Origin of the sequence: Mesorhizobium sp. NBSH29 (assembly GCF_015500055.1) — a bacterium.
Taxonomy (GTDB): Bacteria; Pseudomonadota; Alphaproteobacteria; order Rhizobiales; family Rhizobiaceae; genus Neomesorhizobium.
The window spans coordinates 3,382,907-3,400,040 of sequence record NZ_CP045492.1 but is presented as its reverse complement, the minus strand read 5'-3'; the positions used below and the strand labels follow the sequence as shown (position 1 = coordinate 3,400,040).

At 57.1% G+C, this 17,134-nt stretch carries 15 protein-coding genes; 7 read left to right on the top strand and 8 right to left on the bottom strand.

Translation table 11 applies throughout. The features are described from left to right. Positions 1-63: 63 nt before the first annotated feature. Positions 64-870: a glycoside hydrolase family 25 protein gene (locus GA830_RS16790; RefSeq protein ID WP_195162915.1), complete on the bottom strand. Its 807-nt coding sequence runs from the start codon at positions 868-870 to the stop codon at positions 64-66. A 191-nt stretch (positions 871-1,061) separates the two neighbouring features. On the opposite strand from GA830_RS16790, the gene GA830_RS16785 reads away from it, so the two are divergent. Then, positions 1,062-2,447, top strand: coding sequence for a serine hydrolase domain-containing protein (locus GA830_RS16785; RefSeq protein WP_195162914.1), 1,386 nt, complete (start codon positions 1,062-1,064; stop codon positions 2,445-2,447). Between the two features lie 2 nt (positions 2,448-2,449). Here GA830_RS16785 and GA830_RS16780 read toward each other — a convergent pair whose 3' ends face one another. The 6 genes from GA830_RS16780 to GA830_RS16755 all read right to left on the bottom strand — a co-directional run bounded on the left by GA830_RS16780 (position 2,450) and on the right by GA830_RS16755 (position 8,790). Beyond that, on the bottom strand, positions 2,450-3,109 hold the full coding sequence (locus GA830_RS16780; RefSeq protein ID WP_195162913.1) for a class I SAM-dependent methyltransferase: 660 nt from the start codon (positions 3,107-3,109) through the stop codon (positions 2,450-2,452). Further along, complete coding sequence (locus tag GA830_RS16775; RefSeq protein WP_195162912.1) at positions 3,106-4,353, bottom strand: DUF3419 family protein; 1,248 nt, start codon at positions 4,351-4,353, stop codon at positions 3,106-3,108. Before GA830_RS16775 ends, GA830_RS16780 begins: the two co-directional genes overlap by 4 nt. A gap of 94 nt (positions 4,354-4,447) precedes the next feature. Then, positions 4,448-5,341, bottom strand: coding sequence for a carbohydrate ABC transporter permease (locus GA830_RS16770; RefSeq protein WP_195162911.1), 894 nt, complete (start codon positions 5,339-5,341; stop codon positions 4,448-4,450). Between the two features lies 1 nt (position 5,342). After that, a complete protein-coding gene (locus GA830_RS16765; protein ID WP_195162910.1) occupies positions 5,343-6,278 on the bottom strand; it encodes a carbohydrate ABC transporter permease in 936 nt (311 codons plus the stop codon). A 70-nt stretch (positions 6,279-6,348) separates the two neighbouring features. Continuing rightward, a complete protein-coding gene (locus tag GA830_RS16760; protein WP_195162909.1) occupies positions 6,349-7,677 on the bottom strand; it encodes an ABC transporter substrate-binding protein in 1,329 nt (442 codons plus the stop codon). A gap of 48 nt (positions 7,678-7,725) precedes the next feature. Then, positions 7,726-8,790: an ABC transporter ATP-binding protein gene (locus GA830_RS16755; protein ID WP_195162908.1), complete on the bottom strand. Its 1,065-nt coding sequence runs from the start codon at positions 8,788-8,790 to the stop codon at positions 7,726-7,728. A gap of 224 nt (positions 8,791-9,014) precedes the next feature. Between GA830_RS16755 and GA830_RS16750 the strand changes: the two genes are divergently transcribed. Beyond that, positions 9,015-9,341: an ArsR/SmtB family transcription factor gene (locus GA830_RS16750; RefSeq protein WP_195162907.1), complete on the top strand. Its 327-nt coding sequence runs from the start codon at positions 9,015-9,017 to the stop codon at positions 9,339-9,341. Positions 9,342-9,352: 11 nt separating this feature from the next. Further along, the gene (locus GA830_RS16745) at positions 9,353-9,820 is read left to right on the top strand and encodes an SRPBCC domain-containing protein (protein WP_195162906.1); all 468 of its coding nucleotides are present in this window, start codon (positions 9,353-9,355) and stop codon (positions 9,818-9,820) included. 125 nt (positions 9,821-9,945) lie between these two features. Here GA830_RS16745 and GA830_RS16740 read toward each other — a convergent pair whose 3' ends face one another. Further along, positions 9,946-13,587, bottom strand: coding sequence for a hydantoinase B/oxoprolinase family protein (locus GA830_RS16740; protein ID WP_195162905.1), 3,642 nt, complete (start codon positions 13,585-13,587; stop codon positions 9,946-9,948). A gap of 131 nt (positions 13,588-13,718) precedes the next feature. Between GA830_RS16740 and GA830_RS16735 the strand changes: the two genes are divergently transcribed. The 4 genes from GA830_RS16735 to GA830_RS16720 are packed head-to-tail and all read left to right on the top strand — an operon-like array spanning position 13,719 to position 17,127. Beyond that, positions 13,719-14,696: a TRAP transporter substrate-binding protein gene (locus GA830_RS16735; RefSeq protein ID WP_195162904.1), complete on the top strand. Its 978-nt coding sequence runs from the start codon at positions 13,719-13,721 to the stop codon at positions 14,694-14,696. A gap of 60 nt (positions 14,697-14,756) precedes the next feature. Next, positions 14,757-15,290 carry a TRAP transporter small permease gene (locus tag GA830_RS16730; protein WP_195162903.1) on the top strand — a complete coding sequence of 178 codons (534 nt, stop codon included), beginning with the start codon at positions 14,757-14,759 and terminating at the stop codon, positions 15,288-15,290. Positions 15,291-15,292: 2 nt separating this feature from the next. Next, a complete protein-coding gene (locus GA830_RS16725) occupies positions 15,293-16,597 on the top strand; it encodes a TRAP transporter large permease (protein WP_195162902.1) in 1,305 nt (434 codons plus the stop codon). An 11-nt stretch (positions 16,598-16,608) separates the two neighbouring features. Continuing rightward, positions 16,609-17,127 (top strand): winged helix DNA-binding protein, encoded by a 519-nt coding sequence (locus tag GA830_RS16720; RefSeq protein ID WP_195162901.1) that lies wholly within the window; start codon positions 16,609-16,611, stop codon positions 17,125-17,127. Positions 17,128-17,134: the final 7 nt, after the last annotated feature.

Below are 17,134 nucleotides of genomic sequence, written 5' to 3'. Positions count from 1 at the left end.
GTCAGTCGCTGATATTGTGTGCCCTTGGACGATGCCTGTGTCCAAAAGCAGGCATTGCGTCTTTTAAAGCGTATTTGTCTTCAACCATTTTTGCCACGCCGTTTGGGAGCCGTTGAATACATTAATGTCTGCATTGCCCTTGATGCCGGGCACGACGCCTGTGCCCGTATACTGCCAGAACGAGAACGGGTGGCTGCCATAGCGTGTTGTTGGATGGCCTGCGACAGAGCGCAGCCAATATTCATAACCGGTGAAGGTGGACAGTTCATTGTCTGCAAAGAAATCCACCGAGGTGTAGATGACAGGCTTCTTGCCATAGTGCTTTTCGACGATGCGCAGGAAGGTTGCCATCTCGCTGCGAACTGTTGCTGGCGGTGGGCGAAGCTTACAGGAAGGGGATTCAGGGTTCCATTCCATGTCGAGCACGGGTGGAAGCGAACCACGCTCGCGCGGGACATTGGCGATGAACCATGCCGCCTGTTCGGATGCTGGACGGCAGAAATAATAGAAATGATAGGCAGCGCGCGGAATGCCGGCCGCGCGGGTGCCGCGCCAATGGGTGTCGAACAGATCATCAACACGGTCGCCGCCTTCCGTGGCTTTGATAAAGGCGAAGGAAATGCCGCTGGCCCGTGCCTTCGACCAGTCAACCGAGGTCTGGTATTTTGAGACATCTGTGCCATGCACGGCATAGCGCCATGGCTTCTCATTGGTCCAATCATGTGGATCATTGTCGTTGAAGCGGGGATAGGCGACGATGCCGCGCGTTGAAACAGTGACATCGGTGCGGCTGGAGACGGGCGCGAGATCATCAACGCTGGTACAGGCGCCAAGAAGACTCAAGAGAACGAAGGCCGCGACACGGCGCATGGTAACTTTCCCCCCAACCTGGGCTCCGGACTCTGCTAGCATAACATTCCTTGTTGGCGCGTGCGACTGCAGCAGCAGTGCCGCCCTTTTTGCGGTCAATAAGACGTCGATATCAGTGATGGGTCAACATGGTTGATTTTGTATTTAAGGCGCAGCCTTGACATGCGCGATCTGTGAAATGGACGAGGAAGATGCGGTTTTTCGGCAAAATTGTTTTGGGTGTTGCGGCCATTATTGCGCTTGGCGTGGCAGCGCTGGCGGGGTGGCTTTATATGCAGCCGCCTGCATTGATCCGTGTCGGATCAGGCTATGCGGCCAAGATAGTGTGTTCCAATTTCTTCTTGGCCGATCGTCAGCCCGATGAGGTTCTGCGGGCGGATGTGCAGGCGCCTGGACATTGGCTGCTTGGGTATATGTCTGTTGAAGTGGATGCGGCGCAAAAGACGGCGACGGCCGGACTACTTGGCGTATTTGGCAAAAGCGTTGCAGTGGCGCGCGAGGGACTGGGCTGCGCAGTTGTGCCTGATGGCGACATTGCGCGCGCAAGTGCTATGGGTCTGCCGGTTCGCGACGTCAAAGTTTCAGATGCGTTGTGGCCAGAGGGCGCGCTGGTGCAGCCATCACAGGCACCCGAAATAACCGAAATACTCAATGATGAGGCGATGATGGGCCAGGGCATGCGCGCGGTGACCGTGGTGCATAATGGCCGCATCATTGGTGAGCGTTATGCCAATGGCTTTGCGCCTGACACGCCCTTGCTTGGCTGGTCGATGAGCAAGACCGTCAATGCGGCGATTATCGGCACGCTGATCCGCGATGGCAAATTGGCGCTCGACCAGAAAAGCCTGTTTGCGCAATGGGCGGGGGATCCACGCAAGGATATCAGCGTTGCTGATCTTATGGCCATGTCCAGCGGTCTGGAGTTCAATGAGGATTATGGCGACGTGACCGATGTGACGCGGATGCTGTATCTCGAGCCGGATATGGCTGGGTTTGCTGCGTCAAAGCCACTTGCTCATCCTGTCGGGTCGGTGTGGAGCTATTCGAGCGGGACAAGCAATCTGTTGTCGCGTGTGTGGCAAGGGGCCATTGGCGATGCGGATGCCGCACTTGCACTGCCGCGCGCGGCGCTGTTTGAGCCGCTGGGCATGACCAGTGCCGTTCTGGAGACTGATGCGCGCGGAACGCTGGCAGGCTCTTCCTATGTTTATGCAAGCGCGCATGATTGGGCGCGTTTCGGGCAGTTTCTGCTTGATGGCGGAGTGTGGGAGGGCAAGCAGATCCTGCCTGCGGGTTTCGTGGACTGGATGCGCGAGCCCGCGCCAGCCTCACAGGGAGAATATGGTCGTGGTCAGCTTTGGCTGCATGGTTCGGATTCAGGGGCCGCGCCCGGAGAAAATCCGGATCACGGGTTTGATCTGCCTGCCGATACGTTTTGGCTGCTCGGCCATGATGGCCAGTCAGTGGCGATCATTCCCTCCAAGAAGCTCGTGGTGGTTCGTATGGGGCTTACGCCTTCGAACCTTCAATACAGGGCGCAAGGCTTGGTATCTGCTTTGGCGAAAGCTGTAGAATAGTTTTAGCGTTTTCGGACAATCGCGTGCACGGCGTAACCGCGATAAAGCGTTTCAAATGAAAGGCTTGCGTGGTGTGTCTGGCAGGCTGATTCAAGTGCTTGATGCAGTGAGTCACGCGGGGCGACGTGGAATTTTTCAAGCCATGCGCGCAAAGCTGATCGAAACCAATTGGGCAGCTTTTCCTGGCTGCCAAAATCTACAATGTGCAACGAGCCGCCGGGCTTCAACGCGTCAAGCGCGGCGGTTATTGCCTGCTCCCAGCCGGGTATCATTGATAATGAATAGGAGATGAAAATGCGGTCGAGGCTGTCTTGCGCAAAGAGGCGCTTGGGGTTGAATGCGGTGGCATCGCCCTGTGCAAGTTCAACGCCACACAGGCCTTCGCGCGCGAGCGCACTGCAAGCGGTGGCGAGCATCGCGTTGGAAATATCGAGACCGTAAAAGCGGGCGGAAGGGTAGCTGCGGGCTGCCAGAATGAGATTGCGGCCTGTGCCGCAGCCAAGCTCCAGAACCGTGTCGCCATCCTTCGCGTCGAGCCCTGCAATCATGCGGTCGCGGCCAAGCAGATAATATTTGCGCGTCAGATCATAGAAGTGCCGTTGATGGCGGTAGACGCCATCCATCAATGCAGCATGGCCTGAACGATTTTCGACGGTGCTCATGAAGTTCTCTTCACATAAAGGTGGAAGCCGCCATAGATGGCCGAGCGGTCGCGTGCGGAGTAATCCAGCGATTGTTCATCGCGATATTCCCACTGGTTCAGCAGTGCCGGGGAGACGCGGCCGGGCAAAAGGCTGGGCTCTGCTGCGGTGCGGAAGATGACGCGCGCGCCGGGTGCTGCGGTGCGGGTGATTTCGGTCCACAAAGCGTTGAGCTGCGTATCGTTCATCCAATCCTGCGCATCCAAAAGTATATAGCGATCCACACTGGTTGCAGGCTTGGTGGCGAGAAGATCTGTGAAATTGGCGTGATGGATTGAGACGCGCTCGGCATTTTTGCGCAGGAGCGCGTGATTTTCGGGCTCTAGATAAGCGGGCAACTTTGCCTCGCCGGGCTGCGGGTAGCGCCGTGCAAAAGCCTGCCAAGCGAAATAATTGTCTCTGAGCGGGAAGTGGCAGGCCAATTTTTCGACGCGCACGGAGAGGACTTGCGCCATGGTGCCATCGCCGGAGGTGATGAGGCTGTCATATTGCGCTGGTGGAATGCCAAGGCCGAAAAGCGACGCCTTCTTGGACGTTGCCCAACGTAGCATTTTGCGGTCGAACAAAGGCGCCAGATATTCTTCGAAGAAGTGGCGCTGGTCGCGCAATGTGCGCGCTTCCATGATGCGGGCCGGATCAACACCGTACATTTTTGAAACGCGATGGCCTGTGGCGATGAAGAAGCCGAGCAGGCCGGTGCGGTAAAAGTTCTTTTCGAAGACGCTTATGCGCCGCTTGCCCCGCCAGTTGCGGCTTTCCCAGTAATTGCGGGTGGCGGGATCAAGGCCGGGCGCGATGAAACGATCATAGGCAACGGTGTTTTGTGCATCGCCATTGCCACCAAAGAAGCGAAACAGATCGGTGTGCGATGGCAGATTGCGCATGGCCGAGAGCTTCATGCGGTTCAGTGCAATGTGGGCTGTGTTCAAATCAACCGCGTCAATGCTGGCTGGAGATCGGGTGAGATAGGCCAGAGCGTTGCAGCCGCCCGAGGCGATGGTGACGATGCGGTGACCTTCGGACAGCTCCATTGCCTCCATATCGATATCAGGATCTTCCCAGATCTGCGGATAGACAAGGCCGGAAAATAGCAACGCAAACAGCCTCTCCGAAATGCCGGCCTTCGACAAAGCACGGTTTTGATACACCGCATTGGCGATCTTTTTTGTGCGTGAAAAACCGAGTTCCGAAGAAAGGTCGGTCATGGCTGGCGATTCCCCGTTTCCATATGAGGAAGCGGGTAACGTAGCGCCATGACAAGCGGGTGACAGTTGGTTGACGAAAGAGCTATAGGCGCCGTTACTCCTTCACGGCGCCTGTCATCGACGAGACGTAGTGCTCGACAAAGAAGGAATAGAGGATGACCACCGGTAGCGAGCCAATCAACGCGCCGGCCATCAGGGCCCCCCATTCATAGACATCCGAGCGTACAAGCTCTGTCAGAACGCCGACTGGGACAGTCTTGTTTTCGGACGACTGGATGAAGGTGAGCGCATAGATGAACTCGTTCCAAGACAAAGTGAAAGCGAAGATGCCGGCGGAGATGAGACCCGGCACGGAAAGAGGCAATACGATCTTGGTCAAGATTTGCCAGCGGGTGGCGCCGTCAATCAAAGCGCACTCTTCCAGCTCGAAGGGAATCGAGCGGAAATAGCCCATCAAAAGCCAGGTGCAGAAGGGTATGAGAAAGGTTGGATAGGTGAGAATGAGCGCGAACGATGTGTCGTAGAGACCCAGCTTGAAGACCATCACGGACAGGGGAATGAACAGGATAGAGGGTGGGACCAAATAGGCGAGGAAGATCGCCAGACCTACCTGACGCGAGCCCGAGAAGCGCAGCCTTTCGATTGCGTAGGCTGCAAAAACGCTTGCAGTCAGGGACAGGAAGGTCGCTGCGGTGGAGATGATGACTGTGTTGAGCAGCCAGCCGGGATATGAGGTTTCAAACAGAAGATATTTGATGTGTTCGAGGGTGGGTTTCGCCACCCAGAACGGGCTGTACTGATCGTAATTTGTCATTTCATTATTGGGCTTAACGGCCGTGATCGCCATCCAATAGAATGGAAAGAGCAGCACGAACACGAAGATGGCCAGCGGAATGTAGACGGTGACGACGCGGCGCGGCAGGCTTTGCAGATAGCCCATGCCGCCATCATCGCCTTCGGTGCGTTTTTCGGGTGCGGTGACAGCCATGTCAATCTCCTCCGCCCTGCTGCCATTTGCGCCTTTGCAGGCCAAAATAGCTGAATAAAATTGCCGATAGAAGGAAAGGGATCATCGCCACAGCGATTGCAGCACCTTCGCCCAACTGGCCGCCAGAAATGCCGCGCTGGAATGACAGCGTGGCCATCAGGTGGGTAGCGTTCACCGGTCCGCCGCGGGTCAGCACATAGATGAGCTGGAAGTCCGTGAAAGTGAACAATACTGAGAAGGTCATCGTGATGGCGATGATCGGTGTTAAAAGCGGCAGCGTGACATAGCGGAATAATTGCCAGCGTGATGCGCCATCCAGCGTCGCAGCCTCGTAGAGCGATTGCGGAATGGTTTGCAGGCCAGCCAAAAGCGTTATGGCGACGAATGGAATGCCGCGCCACACATTGGCTGCGATGACAGATGCACGCGCATTTTCAGGATCGCCCAAAAAATTGATGCGGTTTTCGATGAGGCCCATCTGCTGCAGCGCCCAAGACAGGATCGAAAACTGCGCATCATATATCCACCAGAAGGCAATGGCCGACAGCACGGTTGGCACCACCCATGGCAAAAGCACGATGGCGCGAAAAAAGGATTTGAAGGGGAGGTTCTCGTTAAGGATCAATGCCAGCCAGAGGCCGAGCGCGAATTTAAGGATCGAAGCGCTGACAGTGTAGAGGAGCGTATTGAAGACGGAGAGCCAGAAGACCGCATCATCCCATAGATAGCCGTAATTTTCGAGACCGATGAACACACCTGGACGCCCGATGCGGGTGTCGGTGAAGCCCAGCCAAACGCCCAAGCCAAGCGGATAGGTGAGAAAAACCAGCAGGATGATGGCAGCTGGCAGCATGAAGCCGCCGCCGAGAAAATTGCGGTTCTCGGTCAGCGTTGCCCATGTTGACGGGCGGTTCGATGGTGCCGTGATGGGGGCCATGGGCTGGCTCCTGCTGGAGTTGCCTAAATATCAGGAAGACCGGGCGGAACGGAGTCCGCCCGGGTTTTCGTTAGACGCGGTAGTATCGGTTTGCGCGCTTTTCGGCTTCTTCCATGGCCTCTTGCGGGGTTGCCTGTCCTGTTACGGCCTTAGCGTACATGTCCACGAGGACATAGTCGGCCATGGTCGCTGCGGATGCATAGCCGAGAGGTCCGGCAAAGCCGTTGGGGCGCAGGTTCTCCGAAGCCTTTGCGTAGGGCGCATTATTCGGATCAGCTGTCCATACAGGATTGTTGTCATAGGCCTTGAGCGTCTGGCAGCAATAACCCGCAGACTTGGTAATCCACTCCTGCATCTGCGCTTCCTCGAACATGAATTGCAGGTAGGCTTTTGCCGCATTGGGATACGGCGTGTAGTCGAAAATAACAGCTGAGGTAACCTGGTAGAGCTCGACCGCCTTGCCCACCGGACCGATGGGCAGGTTGGTGGTGCGGATGTCTTTCGCGATCTCGGTCAGCTTGGGATCATTGTCCTTGTTGATCTTGGCTGTGTTGTAAGCCGAGATGCCGTTGGCAATGACGCCCAGTTCGCCGGCCAGGAAGGCGCGGTTGTTGTTGACGTCGAGCCAGCTTTCGGTACCCGGAATGAACGTCTTGTAGAGTTCCTGCGCATATTCGATGGATTTGAGCGTTTCAGGGCTGTTGATGCTGACCTTGCCTGCCTCGTCGACCATCTGGCCGCCATGGCTCCACAAAAGCCAGTGGGCGTAATTGTTGCCGTCGCCGACGCCGTGTCCATGGGTGAAACCGGCTGAATGGCCTTTTCCTTGCAATGCCTTGCATAGCGCGAGGAAGCCTTCTGTGTCCTTCGGGAATTCTTCGAAGCCGGCTTCCTTGACCCAGCTTTCCCGGTACACGATCGCATTGCCGATAGTGGCCAGCGGCAAACCGACGAATTTTCCGTCGCGCGTGGCGTAGCTCTTCGGACCCTCATGCCAGCCGCCATATTTGCCACCGAGATATTCGCCAAGCTCGGTCACATCGTGCAGCTTGTCAGGATATTGATGGGGATCATCGAACCAGACGAGCATGAGATCAGGACCCGAGCCAACATTTGCAGCGACAGCTGCCTTGGGACGGATGTCTTCCCAGCTTTCCTTATCGACGCGGACTTCTACTCCGGTGGCTTCAGTGAAGCGCTTGGTATTGGCGAGCCACTGGTTCTCATCCCCTTGCACGAAGGGTGACCAGCGCAAGAGGCGCAACTTGGCGCCTTCTTCTGGCGTATATTTCAGCTCGCTTTGTGCATAGGCGGGAGTGCCGAGATAGCGGCCTCCAAGGGTGCCCACCGCGGCTGCGGCTGCTGTGGTGCGGATCAGGTCTCGTCTGGTAAATTTCATGGTATTCCTCCCTGTTGAAATGAACTCCAAACCGACTGCGTGCTCCTCCTACAGCCGCTTGCCTGTTTTGCCGTCGAAGAGGTGCAAAAGAGCAGGATCGACGGAAAGATTGACACGTTCGCCGGGTCTAAATGCGTGGCGCTCGCGGAAATTTGCGACAATATCGTCCCCGCCTTCAGTGCGGGCGATGATCTGGATTTCAGAGCCTGTGGGCTCGACCACAGCGATTTTCGCTGCAAAGCCGTCGGGGGAAAGCCGGATATGTTCAGGGCGCATTCCGACAACGACATTCTGGCCCGCACTTGTTGCGACGCGGCCGTCCAGCGGCACGGAAATGCCGCCAGCTCCCTTGAATGCCGCGCTTCCGTCGGTGGCAATCGTGCCACGCAGCAGGTTCATCGACGGCGAGCCGATGAAGGCGGCGACAAACAAATTGTCAGGGCGGTCGTAGAGTTCGAGCGGCGGGCCAACCTGCTCGACGATGCCGTCATGCATGACGACGATTTTGTCGGCCATCGTCATGGCTTCGATCTGGTCATGGGTGACATAAATCGTGGTTGTCTTAAGCCTCTGGTGCAGTTCCTTGATCTCGGCGCGCATCTGAACACGCAGCTTGGCGTCGAGGTTGGAAAGCGGTTCGTCGAACAGAAAGACTTGTGGATCGCGGACAATGGCACGGCCCATGGCCACGCGCTGGCGCTGGCCCCCTGAGAGTTGGCGCGGATAGCGCTCAAGCAGTGGCGTAAGGCCTAGAATTTCGGCGGCACGCTGTACGCGTTCAGAGCTTTCGGCAAGGGGCGCATTTTTCAATTTCATAGAAAATGCCATGTTTTCGGCGACCGTCATATGCGGATAGAGCGCATAGTTTTGGAACACCATGGCGATGTCGCGCTCCTTTGGAGCGACATTGTTGACGACGCGGTTAGCAATGGAGATTTCGCCGCCCGAAATGCTCTCGAGCCCGGCGATCATGCGCAACAGCGTCGATTTCCCACAGCCCGATGGGCCGACTAGGGTTACGAACTCGCCATCCTCAATGTCGATGTCGACGCCGTGTAGAATTTCTACCGAGCCGAACGACTTGTAGACATCGCGAATTGCGACAGACGCCATCGGATTCCTCCCGGACGTGTGAGTGACGACGCCCTTGCAGGAATGCGCCTCAAAGTTACGTGACTCTGGCTCCTCCCAGCATCACGTAACGGAAGGTAGCGTTCAGGAAATCATGTGTAAAGCGCTTGTGCGCGCATTGCAGCTTCAGGCGGATGCCTTGGCACCACAGGCAGATGCAAATTCCTTATTGATAATATATCTGTTATATAATAATACTGCTAACTATGGATCAGTATGAACTTGATAATGCGTTTTCTGCACTCTCTGACCCAACCCGGCGGGCGATCCTTGCTAGGTTGGCGCTCGGCGAGGCAACGGTAATGGAACTGGCAGAGCCTTTTTCCATGTCACAGCCAGCCGTGTCACGGCATCTTAAAGTGCTGGAAGGCGCAGGGCTTATTGCGCGGCGGGTGGAGGGCACGAAGCGTCCTTGTCGGCTGGTGCCGGAGGCTGTGCGCAAGATTGATCAATGGCTCGATATGCTGCGCGACGCGATGAGCCAGAATTACAACCGGCTGGATGATGTGCTGGCCGACATGGAAAATAAGTAGAGAGGAAATCAATGTCCAAGCTTGTTTTGAAGACAGAGGGCGACACGCATGTGGTTGCCACCCGCCGTTTTGCGGCTTCACCAGAGATGGTGTTTCGCGCGCATACCGAACCAAAGCTTATCCAGAAGTGGATGCTTGGCCCGGATGGGTGGAAAATGCCAGTGTGCATCATTGAGCCAAGGGCGGGCGGTGCGATACGCTATGAGTGGACCGACGGGCAGGGCGGCGGGTTTCATCTTACAGGCACGTTTATAGCTGTTGAGCCGTTTAGCCGCCTTGTGCATGTCGAGCGGATGCATCTGCCTGACCCGACACCCGACAATCATGTGGAGACAACATTTGTGCCTGATGGCGATGGCACGCTGATGACGATGCGCATGACCTTGCCCGATGAAGCCACGCGCACAGCGATGCTGGCAAGCGGTATGGAACATGGCATGGAGGCCAGCTATGCGCGGCTTGATGGGCTGCACGCTTAAGTCAGCGGTTGGTGAGCCTGTCGAACCACGAGGCGCTTGGCATTAAGCCTGCCTGCTGTGTGCATCCTCAAAACAAAAGGGCGTCGCGAATGTACGACGCCCTTTGTTCAGGTGATGTCCTCGTCTTACGCCTTCCCAAACCCACCTGCGGTTGGGGTGGTGACAATCACCGCTTCACCGGCTTTTAGCACTGTCTGGTCGCAGGCTTTCAGGGTTTCGACTTCTCCGCTCAGGCGGCGCACTTTGGTGGAGCCGACTTCGCCGTCACTGCCGCCATTCAGGCCCTTTGGGGGGCGGTTGCGGTGCGAGGAGAGGATGGCGCATTCCATTGTTTCGAGGAAGCGCATGGTGCGGCGCGTGCCGTTGCCGGCGTTCCATTTTCCCTTGCCGCCGGAATTTTCGCGGATGTGGAAATCTTCCAGCAGTACGGGGAAACGCAGTTCCAGAATTTCCGGGTCGGTGAGGCGCGAATTGGTCATGTGAGTGTGCACGCCCGATGTGCCGCCAAAGCCGCGACCATTATTCATCTGGCCGGCGGGTGAGCCGGAGCAGATGGTTTCGTAATATTGATATTCATTGTTGCCGAAGGTCAGATTGTTCATCGTGCCCTGGGCATTGGCGAGCGCGCCCATTGCGCCGAACATGGCGTTGGTGACGTGCTGGGAGGTTTCCACATTGCCTGCAACAACTGCCGCTGGATAGGAAGGCCGCAACATGCAGCCATCTGGAATGATGATGTTGATGGGGCGCAGGCAACCCGCATTCATGGGGATATTGTCTTCGACCATGACGCGGAACGCATAGAGCACGGCGGCGCGGGCCACAGGCTCTGGTGCGTTGAAGTTGTTTTTCATCACAGGCGAGGTGCCGGTGAAATCAACCGTCGCTTCACGCTTCTGGCGATCAACGCTGATTTTGACCTTTATCGTCTGGCCGGTGTCAGTCGGGTATTCATATTCCGACACATCGGGCAGGCGCTCCAGCACGCGGCGCACGCTTTCAGCGGCATTGTCCTGGACATGGCCCATATAGGCGTTGACGACATCAAGGCCGAAATGGACGACCATTTTGCGCAGTTCAGCCACGCCTTTTTCGTTGGCCGCAATCTGGGCTTTCAAATCGGCGATATTCTGGTGCGGGTTGCGGGCCGGATAGGCATGGTCGGTCAACAGATGCTCAAGCTCTGCTTCACGGAAATGACCGCGCTCGATGATGCGGAAATTGTCGAAGAGCACGCCTTCTTCATCCACTGTGGTGGCAAGTGGGGTCATGGAGCCGGGCGCTGTGCCGCCAACATCGGCATGGTGGCCGCGTGAGGCTGCATAGAACAGGATCTTTTCGCCGGCATCATCGAATACGGGCGTGACCACCGTAATGTCGGGCAGATGCGTGCCGCCATTATAGGGGGCGTTGAGTGCGAACACATCGCCGGGGTGGATGTCGCCTTCATTGAGGCGGATGATCGTCTCAACGGAGCGATCCATCGAGCCTAGGTGAACGGGCATATGTGGGGCGTTGGCAACCAGCGCACCATCCTTGTCGAAGACGGCGCAGGAGAAATCGAGCCGCTCCTTAATGTTGACCGAATAGGCGGTGTTCTGAAGCGTGACGCCCATCTGTTCGGCGATCGACATGAAGAGGTTGTTGAAGACCTCCAGCATGACAGGATCTGCTGCGGTGCCGAGAGCCGCCTGACGGCGCTTCTTCTCGACGCGGCGCATCAACACGTGGTCTTTCGAGGTGATCTCGGCCTGCCAGCCGGGTTCGACCACGATGGTCTGGTGGCGCTCGATGATGAGTGCCGGGCCGGAGACCTTGTGGCCGGGCTTCATGGTTTCGCGGCGGAAGGTGCCGGCTTCATGCCACGCGCCCTCACAATAGAGCTTTCGCGTCTGGCCTGAAACAGGCGAGGCGGTGTCCAGCTCTGCATCGCTTTCCAAGCGGCCACGGTCGCGGCTGTCGGCACCTTCAACACCGACGGCTTCGATGACCATCGGCTTGTTGTCGTAGATGAAACCGAACTGCGCCTTGTGGGCCGCTTCGAAATCTGTGCGTACGCGGGCAATGTCGCTGCCCTCCAGATTGACCGGAATGGAGGTGTCGGTGCCATCATAGCGGATCTGCAGGACAGGGCGGCAAGCCACGTCGCTTTCAACAATGCCTTGCTCAGCCAATTCGCCAAGCACAGCCTTGCGCAGATCTGCGATCATCGCATCCATGGCGCCGACAGAGGCATCTGAGAGCGGCAGCATCAGCGCCTGCTGGCGCGAGGCAAAGACCGATGACAGGCCGATACCATAGGCCGACAGCAGGCCGGAGAAGGGGTGAATAAGCACAGCTTCCATGCCCAGCGCATCGGCTACGAGGCAGGCGTGCTGACCGCCCGCACCGCCAAAGCAGTTGAGCAGATATTCGGTGACATCATAGCCGCGCTGGACCGAGATCTTCTTGATCGCATTGGCCATGTTTTCCACCGCGATGGTGACAAAGCCTTCCGCGACTGATTCCGGGCTGCGGCCATCACCGATCTCGGCAGCCATGGCCGAAAAGCGCTTGTGCACGGCGTCGGTGTCGAGCGGTTGGTCCTGGTTGGGACCGAAGATCGAGGGGAAGAAATCAGGCTGCAATTTGCCCAGCATGACGTTTGCATCCGTCACGGCGAGGGGGCCGCCACGGCGGTAGCAGGCCGGGCCGGGGTTTGCGCCAGCTGAGTCTGGACCAGCCTGAAAGCGTCCGGCCTCAAAATGCAGGATCGAGCCGCCACCGGCAGCAACCGTGTGAATGCGCATCATTGGCGCGCGCACGCGCACGCCAGCAACTTCGGTGTCGAACGCACGTTCATATTCACCGTCAAAATGGGCAACGTCGGTGGAGGTTCCGCCCATATCAAAGCCGATGACTTTTTCGAAGCCTGCCAGTTTTGCTGTCTCGACCATGCCGACAACGCCGCCGGCAGGGCCGGAAAGAAGGGCATCCTTGCCCTGGAACTTTTCGGCAGCGGTGAGGCCGCCGGACGACATCATGAACATCAGGCGCGGGGCGTTTTCGTCGGTTGAGACACCGGCATCTATGCCAAGCTCTCCGGCGACGCGGGCGACATAACGCGCGAGAATGGGGGAGAGATAGGCATCGACAACGGCGGTGTCGCCGCGGCCAACCAGTTTTACCAATGGGGAAACTTCGTGGCTGACGGAAACCTGTGCAAAGCCGGTTTTACGGCAAAGGGCTGCTGCGGCCTGCTCGTGCTCAGGATATTTCCAGGCGTGCATGAAGACGATGGCGACAGCATCAATGCCGTCTTTCTTTGCAGCTTCGATGGCTTCGCGTGAGGCTTCGAGATCAAGTTCGGTCTCAAGCGTGCCGTCGGCGCGCACACGCTCCTCAACCTCGATGACGCGCTCATAAAGCTGCTCGGGGAGGATGATTTCCTTGGCGAAAATATCTGGACGCGCCTGATAGGCGATGCGTAGCGCATCGCGGAAGCCCTTGGTGATGAGAAGCGCCACGCGGTCGCCCTTGCGCTCCAAAAGCGCATTGGTGGCAACGGTGGTGCCCATCTTGATGTCGCCGATAAGGCCGGCTGCAATGGGGGCGCCTGCTTCAAGCCCGAGCAGATCGCGAATGCCCTGAATGGCGGCGTCCTTATAGGCCTCGGGGTTTTCCGACAGGAGTTTGCGCGGATGCAGGTTGCCATCCGGCGCCCTGCCTATAATGTCGGTAAATGTGCCGCCACGATCAATCCAGAAATCCCATTTATTGGCAGCCATTTTGTCGTCCTCCCATTGGATGTGCAAAACTTATTGACGATTTATAGATAAACTGTCAACGTCGATTTGACCGTAGGTAAGGCGTGCTGCGGATCAAAAATCAAGGGAACCACGCCACTCAGAAGGGGAGAATGATGAGCCATTATGCTTCAATAACGGCAGGGGCGCTGGCCGCTGGCCTATTCGCAACCGGCACCGGTTTCGCCGCATCCTGGGACATGCCCACACCCTATCCGGACGGAAATTTTCATACCAAAAACATCACCGAATTTGCAGCTGACATTGCGAAAAAGACCAGTGACAGCCTCAAGATCACCGTTCATTCGAACCAGTCGCTGATCAAGCATCCAGATATCAAGACATCGGTGCGCGATGGCATTGTTCCCATTGGCGAGACGCTGGTTTCACGCCTTGAGAATGAAAGCCCGATCTTTGGCGTGGATTCGGTGCCATTTTTGGCTTCCAGCTATGAGCTTTCCAAGAAGCTCTATGATGCGCAGCGCCCTTATCTGGAAAAGCTTCTGGCTGATCAGGGTTTGCAGCTTCTGTTTTCGGTGCCTTGGCCGCCCCAGGGCATTTATGTGAAGAAGGAAATCAATGCGATTTCTGATCTCGAAGGCCTGAAATTCCGCGCCTATAATGTTGGCACAGAACGTGTTGCCAGCTTGGCGAAGATGGTTCCAACGCAGATTGAAGCCTCCGACGTGCCGACCGCTTTCGCGACAGGCCGGGTTGAAGCAATGATCACGTCACCTTCGACTGGTGCTGATTCCAAGGCATGGGATTTCGTTACCCATTACTATGACACGCAGGCTTGGTTGCCGCGTAATATGGTGATCGTCAACAAGGCTGCTTTCGACAAGCTGAGCGACGCTGAAAAGGCTGCTGTGACAGAGGCTGCTGCAGCCGCTGAAACGCGTGGCTGGGAAATGTCCAAGGTGGAAACTGAGGAAAAGACAAAGATCCTCAAAGACAATGGCGTGGCAATCGTGACACCTTCTGACGAGCTAAAGGCTGGATTCGGCGAAATCGGTGCAACGATTACCGATGAATGGAAAGCCAAGGCTGGTGCCGATGGCGAAGCGCTGCTCGAAACTTTCCGCAAGTAATCTTGGCTGGAAGTGCCGGGCGACAGAAGTTGCCCGGCAATGCAACCGCCAGGAGGCCTTATGCGAAACACGCTTGATACAATTTACCGCCTCTCGGGTGGTGCGGCTGCAGTTTCCCTTTTTTGTATTTTCGCGCTGGTCTGTATGCAGGTGGGCGCGCGTCTTCTTGATGGGGTCATGCGTTTTCTGGGCATGACGCCGTTGGGGCTGATCGTGCCTTCTATTGCGGAAATTTCCGGGTTCCTTCTGGCTTCGGCCAGTTTTCTGGCGCTTGCCTATACGCTTTCTATCGGCAGCCATATTCGTGTCGGGCTGTTTGTCGAGCGTTTGGCGTCTGGGCCACGGCGCATCGTGGAGGGGCTTGTCGGGCTGCTTGCAACCGGAATCGCGATCTATGCATGTGTTGCGATGGGCGGGTTGGCATTCAAGAGCTGGACTTACAATGATGTGTCATTCGGCTTCGTGCCGGTGCCACTATGGTTGCCGCAAGCGGTGATGACGCTTGGTCTGGCGATCCTTGCAATCGCAATTGTTGATCTTACGGTGCGCAATTGGCGAACGGGCAATTTTACCAAATATGAGACGGAAGCTTGATTATGGGGATTTTTGAGCTCTCCGCGCTTCTTGTCATTGTCTTGCTGGGCGCATTGGCGCTCGGGCTATGGGTGGCGTTTTCGCTTAGTCTGGTTGCGCTGGTTGCGCTGGCAACAACGTCGATCCCGACCGGCCAGGTTCTGGCGACGTCGTTCTGGAGCGCATCAACTTCATGGGATTTGACGGCGCTGCCGATGTTTATCTGGATGGGTGAAATTCTGTTCCGGTCACGGCTGTCGCAGGACATGTTTACCGGTATTTCGCCGTTTGTACGGCGACTGCCTGGGCGATTGGCGCATGTGAATGTGCTGGGCTGCGCGGTGTTTGCGGCAGTGTCTGGTTCTTCTGCTGCCACCACTGCGACAATCGGCAAGATCTCGCTGCCTGAACTGCAAAAGCGCGGCTATGATGACCGGCTGGCGATTGGCAGCTTGGCCGGGTCGGGCACGCTTGGTCTGCTAATTCCGCCTTCGATCATACTTATTGTCTATGGCGCGGCGGTGGAGGAATCCATTGCGCGCCTGTTCGTGGCGGGCATTATACCCGGCCTCATGCTTGCGGCTCTGTTTATGGGCTATGTCATGGTGTGGGCAGCGCTGAACCCCGACAAGATGCCAGCGCGTGAAGAGCGGGTGCCGCTGCGTGAAAAAATGCATGCTGCGCGCAGCCTGTTGCCTGTCGGATTGCTGATTGCTGGTGTCATCGGCTCTATATATGGAGGCTTTGCATCCCCCACTGAAGCGGCTGTTGTTGGCGTGGCGCTCAGCCTCGTTCTGGCGCGCGCGCAAGGTGCGTTAAGCGTTGCGACCTTCCGCGAAGGTCTGATGGCGGCGACTGCAACCTCCTGCATGATTGCTTTCATTCTGGCAGGCGCTGCTGTCTTGACCACGGCGATGGGTTTTGTCGGCTTGCCGCGCCAATTGGCCGAATGGATTGGCGGGCTAGGATTGCCGCCCATGGCGCTTTTGGCGGCGTTGACGCTGTTGTTTGTGGCGCTGGGCTGCTTTCTGGACGGGATCTCGATGATTGTGCTGACAACGGCGGTCATCATGCCATTGGTTTCAGCGGCTGGTTTTGATCTGGTCTGGTTTGGCATTTATCTCGTCATTGTTGTGGAAATGGCGCAGATCACGCCACCCGTGGGCTTCAACCTGTTCGTGATCCAAGGGCTGACGGGACGCAATCTTTTCGATATTGCACGCGCTACTATGCCCTATTTCCTTCTTCTGCTTGTCATGGTTGTGCTGCTGGCACTATTTCCCGATATCGCATTGTGGTTGCCGCGGACGATGTTTGCTGCTGCTTGAGGAGAGTTGACATGGGCGACGGATCGCCATTCGGGCCAATCGTCTCTTCGGCGCATCTTGCCGATGGCGCGTTGCCATCTCTGTCGGAACTTGAGTTCGGCATGATCCTGGCCGGTCACGCTTTCGAGCGCTGGATGGTCCGGTGCATGACGGCTGCGGGAGAGCCGGGGCTGGCACCAATGGATGTGCTGGTGCTTCACTTTACAACCCATCGTGGGCGGGGAAAAAGGCTGTCCGACCTTTGCATGGTGCTCGGGGTGGAAGACACCCATGTTGTCAATTACGCAATCAAGAAGCTCGAAAAGCGCGGGTTGGTGATGACGACACGGCAGGGCAAGGAAAAGTTGATTGGCGCCACTACCAAAGGTGTCGCCACCTGCATGCGCTACCGCGAGATTCGCGAGACCGTCTTGGTAGAATCCGTACGTGGGGTCGGTTTAGATCCCAAGGCGACCTCCCAGGTTGCCGCCACGCTGCGCGCGCTGTCGGGCCACTACGACCAGGCGGCCCGTACCGCGGCCTCGCTCTAGAGCGGCG

Bases quoted from the DNA above. Each gene is read 5' to 3' on its own strand.
- GA830_RS16790 (WP_195162915.1), bottom strand. From the start codon at position 870: ATGCGCCGTGTCGCGGCCTTCGTTCTCTTGAGTCTTCTTGGCGCCTGT.
- GA830_RS16785 (WP_195162914.1), top strand. From the start codon at position 1,062: ATGCGGTTTTTCGGCAAAATTGTTTTGGGTGTTGCGGCCATTATTGCG.
- GA830_RS16780 (WP_195162913.1), bottom strand. From the start codon at position 3,109: ATGAGCACCGTCGAAAATCGTTCAGGCCATGCTGCATTGATGGATGGC.
- GA830_RS16775 (WP_195162912.1), bottom strand. From the start codon at position 4,353: ATGACCGACCTTTCTTCGGAACTCGGTTTTTCACGCACAAAAAAGATC.
- GA830_RS16770 (WP_195162911.1), bottom strand. From the start codon at position 5,341: ATGGCTGTCACCGCACCCGAAAAACGCACCGAAGGCGATGATGGCGGC.
- GA830_RS16765 (WP_195162910.1), bottom strand. From the start codon at position 6,278: ATGGCCCCCATCACGGCACCATCGAACCGCCCGTCAACATGGGCAACG.
- GA830_RS16760 (WP_195162909.1), bottom strand. From the start codon at position 7,677: ATGAAATTTACCAGACGAGACCTGATCCGCACCACAGCAGCCGCAGCC.
- GA830_RS16755 (WP_195162908.1), bottom strand. From the start codon at position 8,790: ATGGCGTCTGTCGCAATTCGCGATGTCTACAAGTCGTTCGGCTCGGTA.
- GA830_RS16750 (WP_195162907.1), top strand. From the start codon at position 9,015: ATGGATCAGTATGAACTTGATAATGCGTTTTCTGCACTCTCTGACCCA.
- GA830_RS16745 (WP_195162906.1), top strand. From the start codon at position 9,353: ATGTCCAAGCTTGTTTTGAAGACAGAGGGCGACACGCATGTGGTTGCC.
- GA830_RS16740 (WP_195162905.1), bottom strand. From the start codon at position 13,587: ATGGCTGCCAATAAATGGGATTTCTGGATTGATCGTGGCGGCACATTT.
- GA830_RS16735 (WP_195162904.1), top strand. From the start codon at position 13,719: ATGATGAGCCATTATGCTTCAATAACGGCAGGGGCGCTGGCCGCTGGC.
- GA830_RS16730 (WP_195162903.1), top strand. From the start codon at position 14,757: ATGCGAAACACGCTTGATACAATTTACCGCCTCTCGGGTGGTGCGGCT.
- GA830_RS16725 (WP_195162902.1), top strand. From the start codon at position 15,293: ATGGGGATTTTTGAGCTCTCCGCGCTTCTTGTCATTGTCTTGCTGGGC.
- GA830_RS16720 (WP_195162901.1), top strand. From the start codon at position 16,609: ATGGGCGACGGATCGCCATTCGGGCCAATCGTCTCTTCGGCGCATCTT.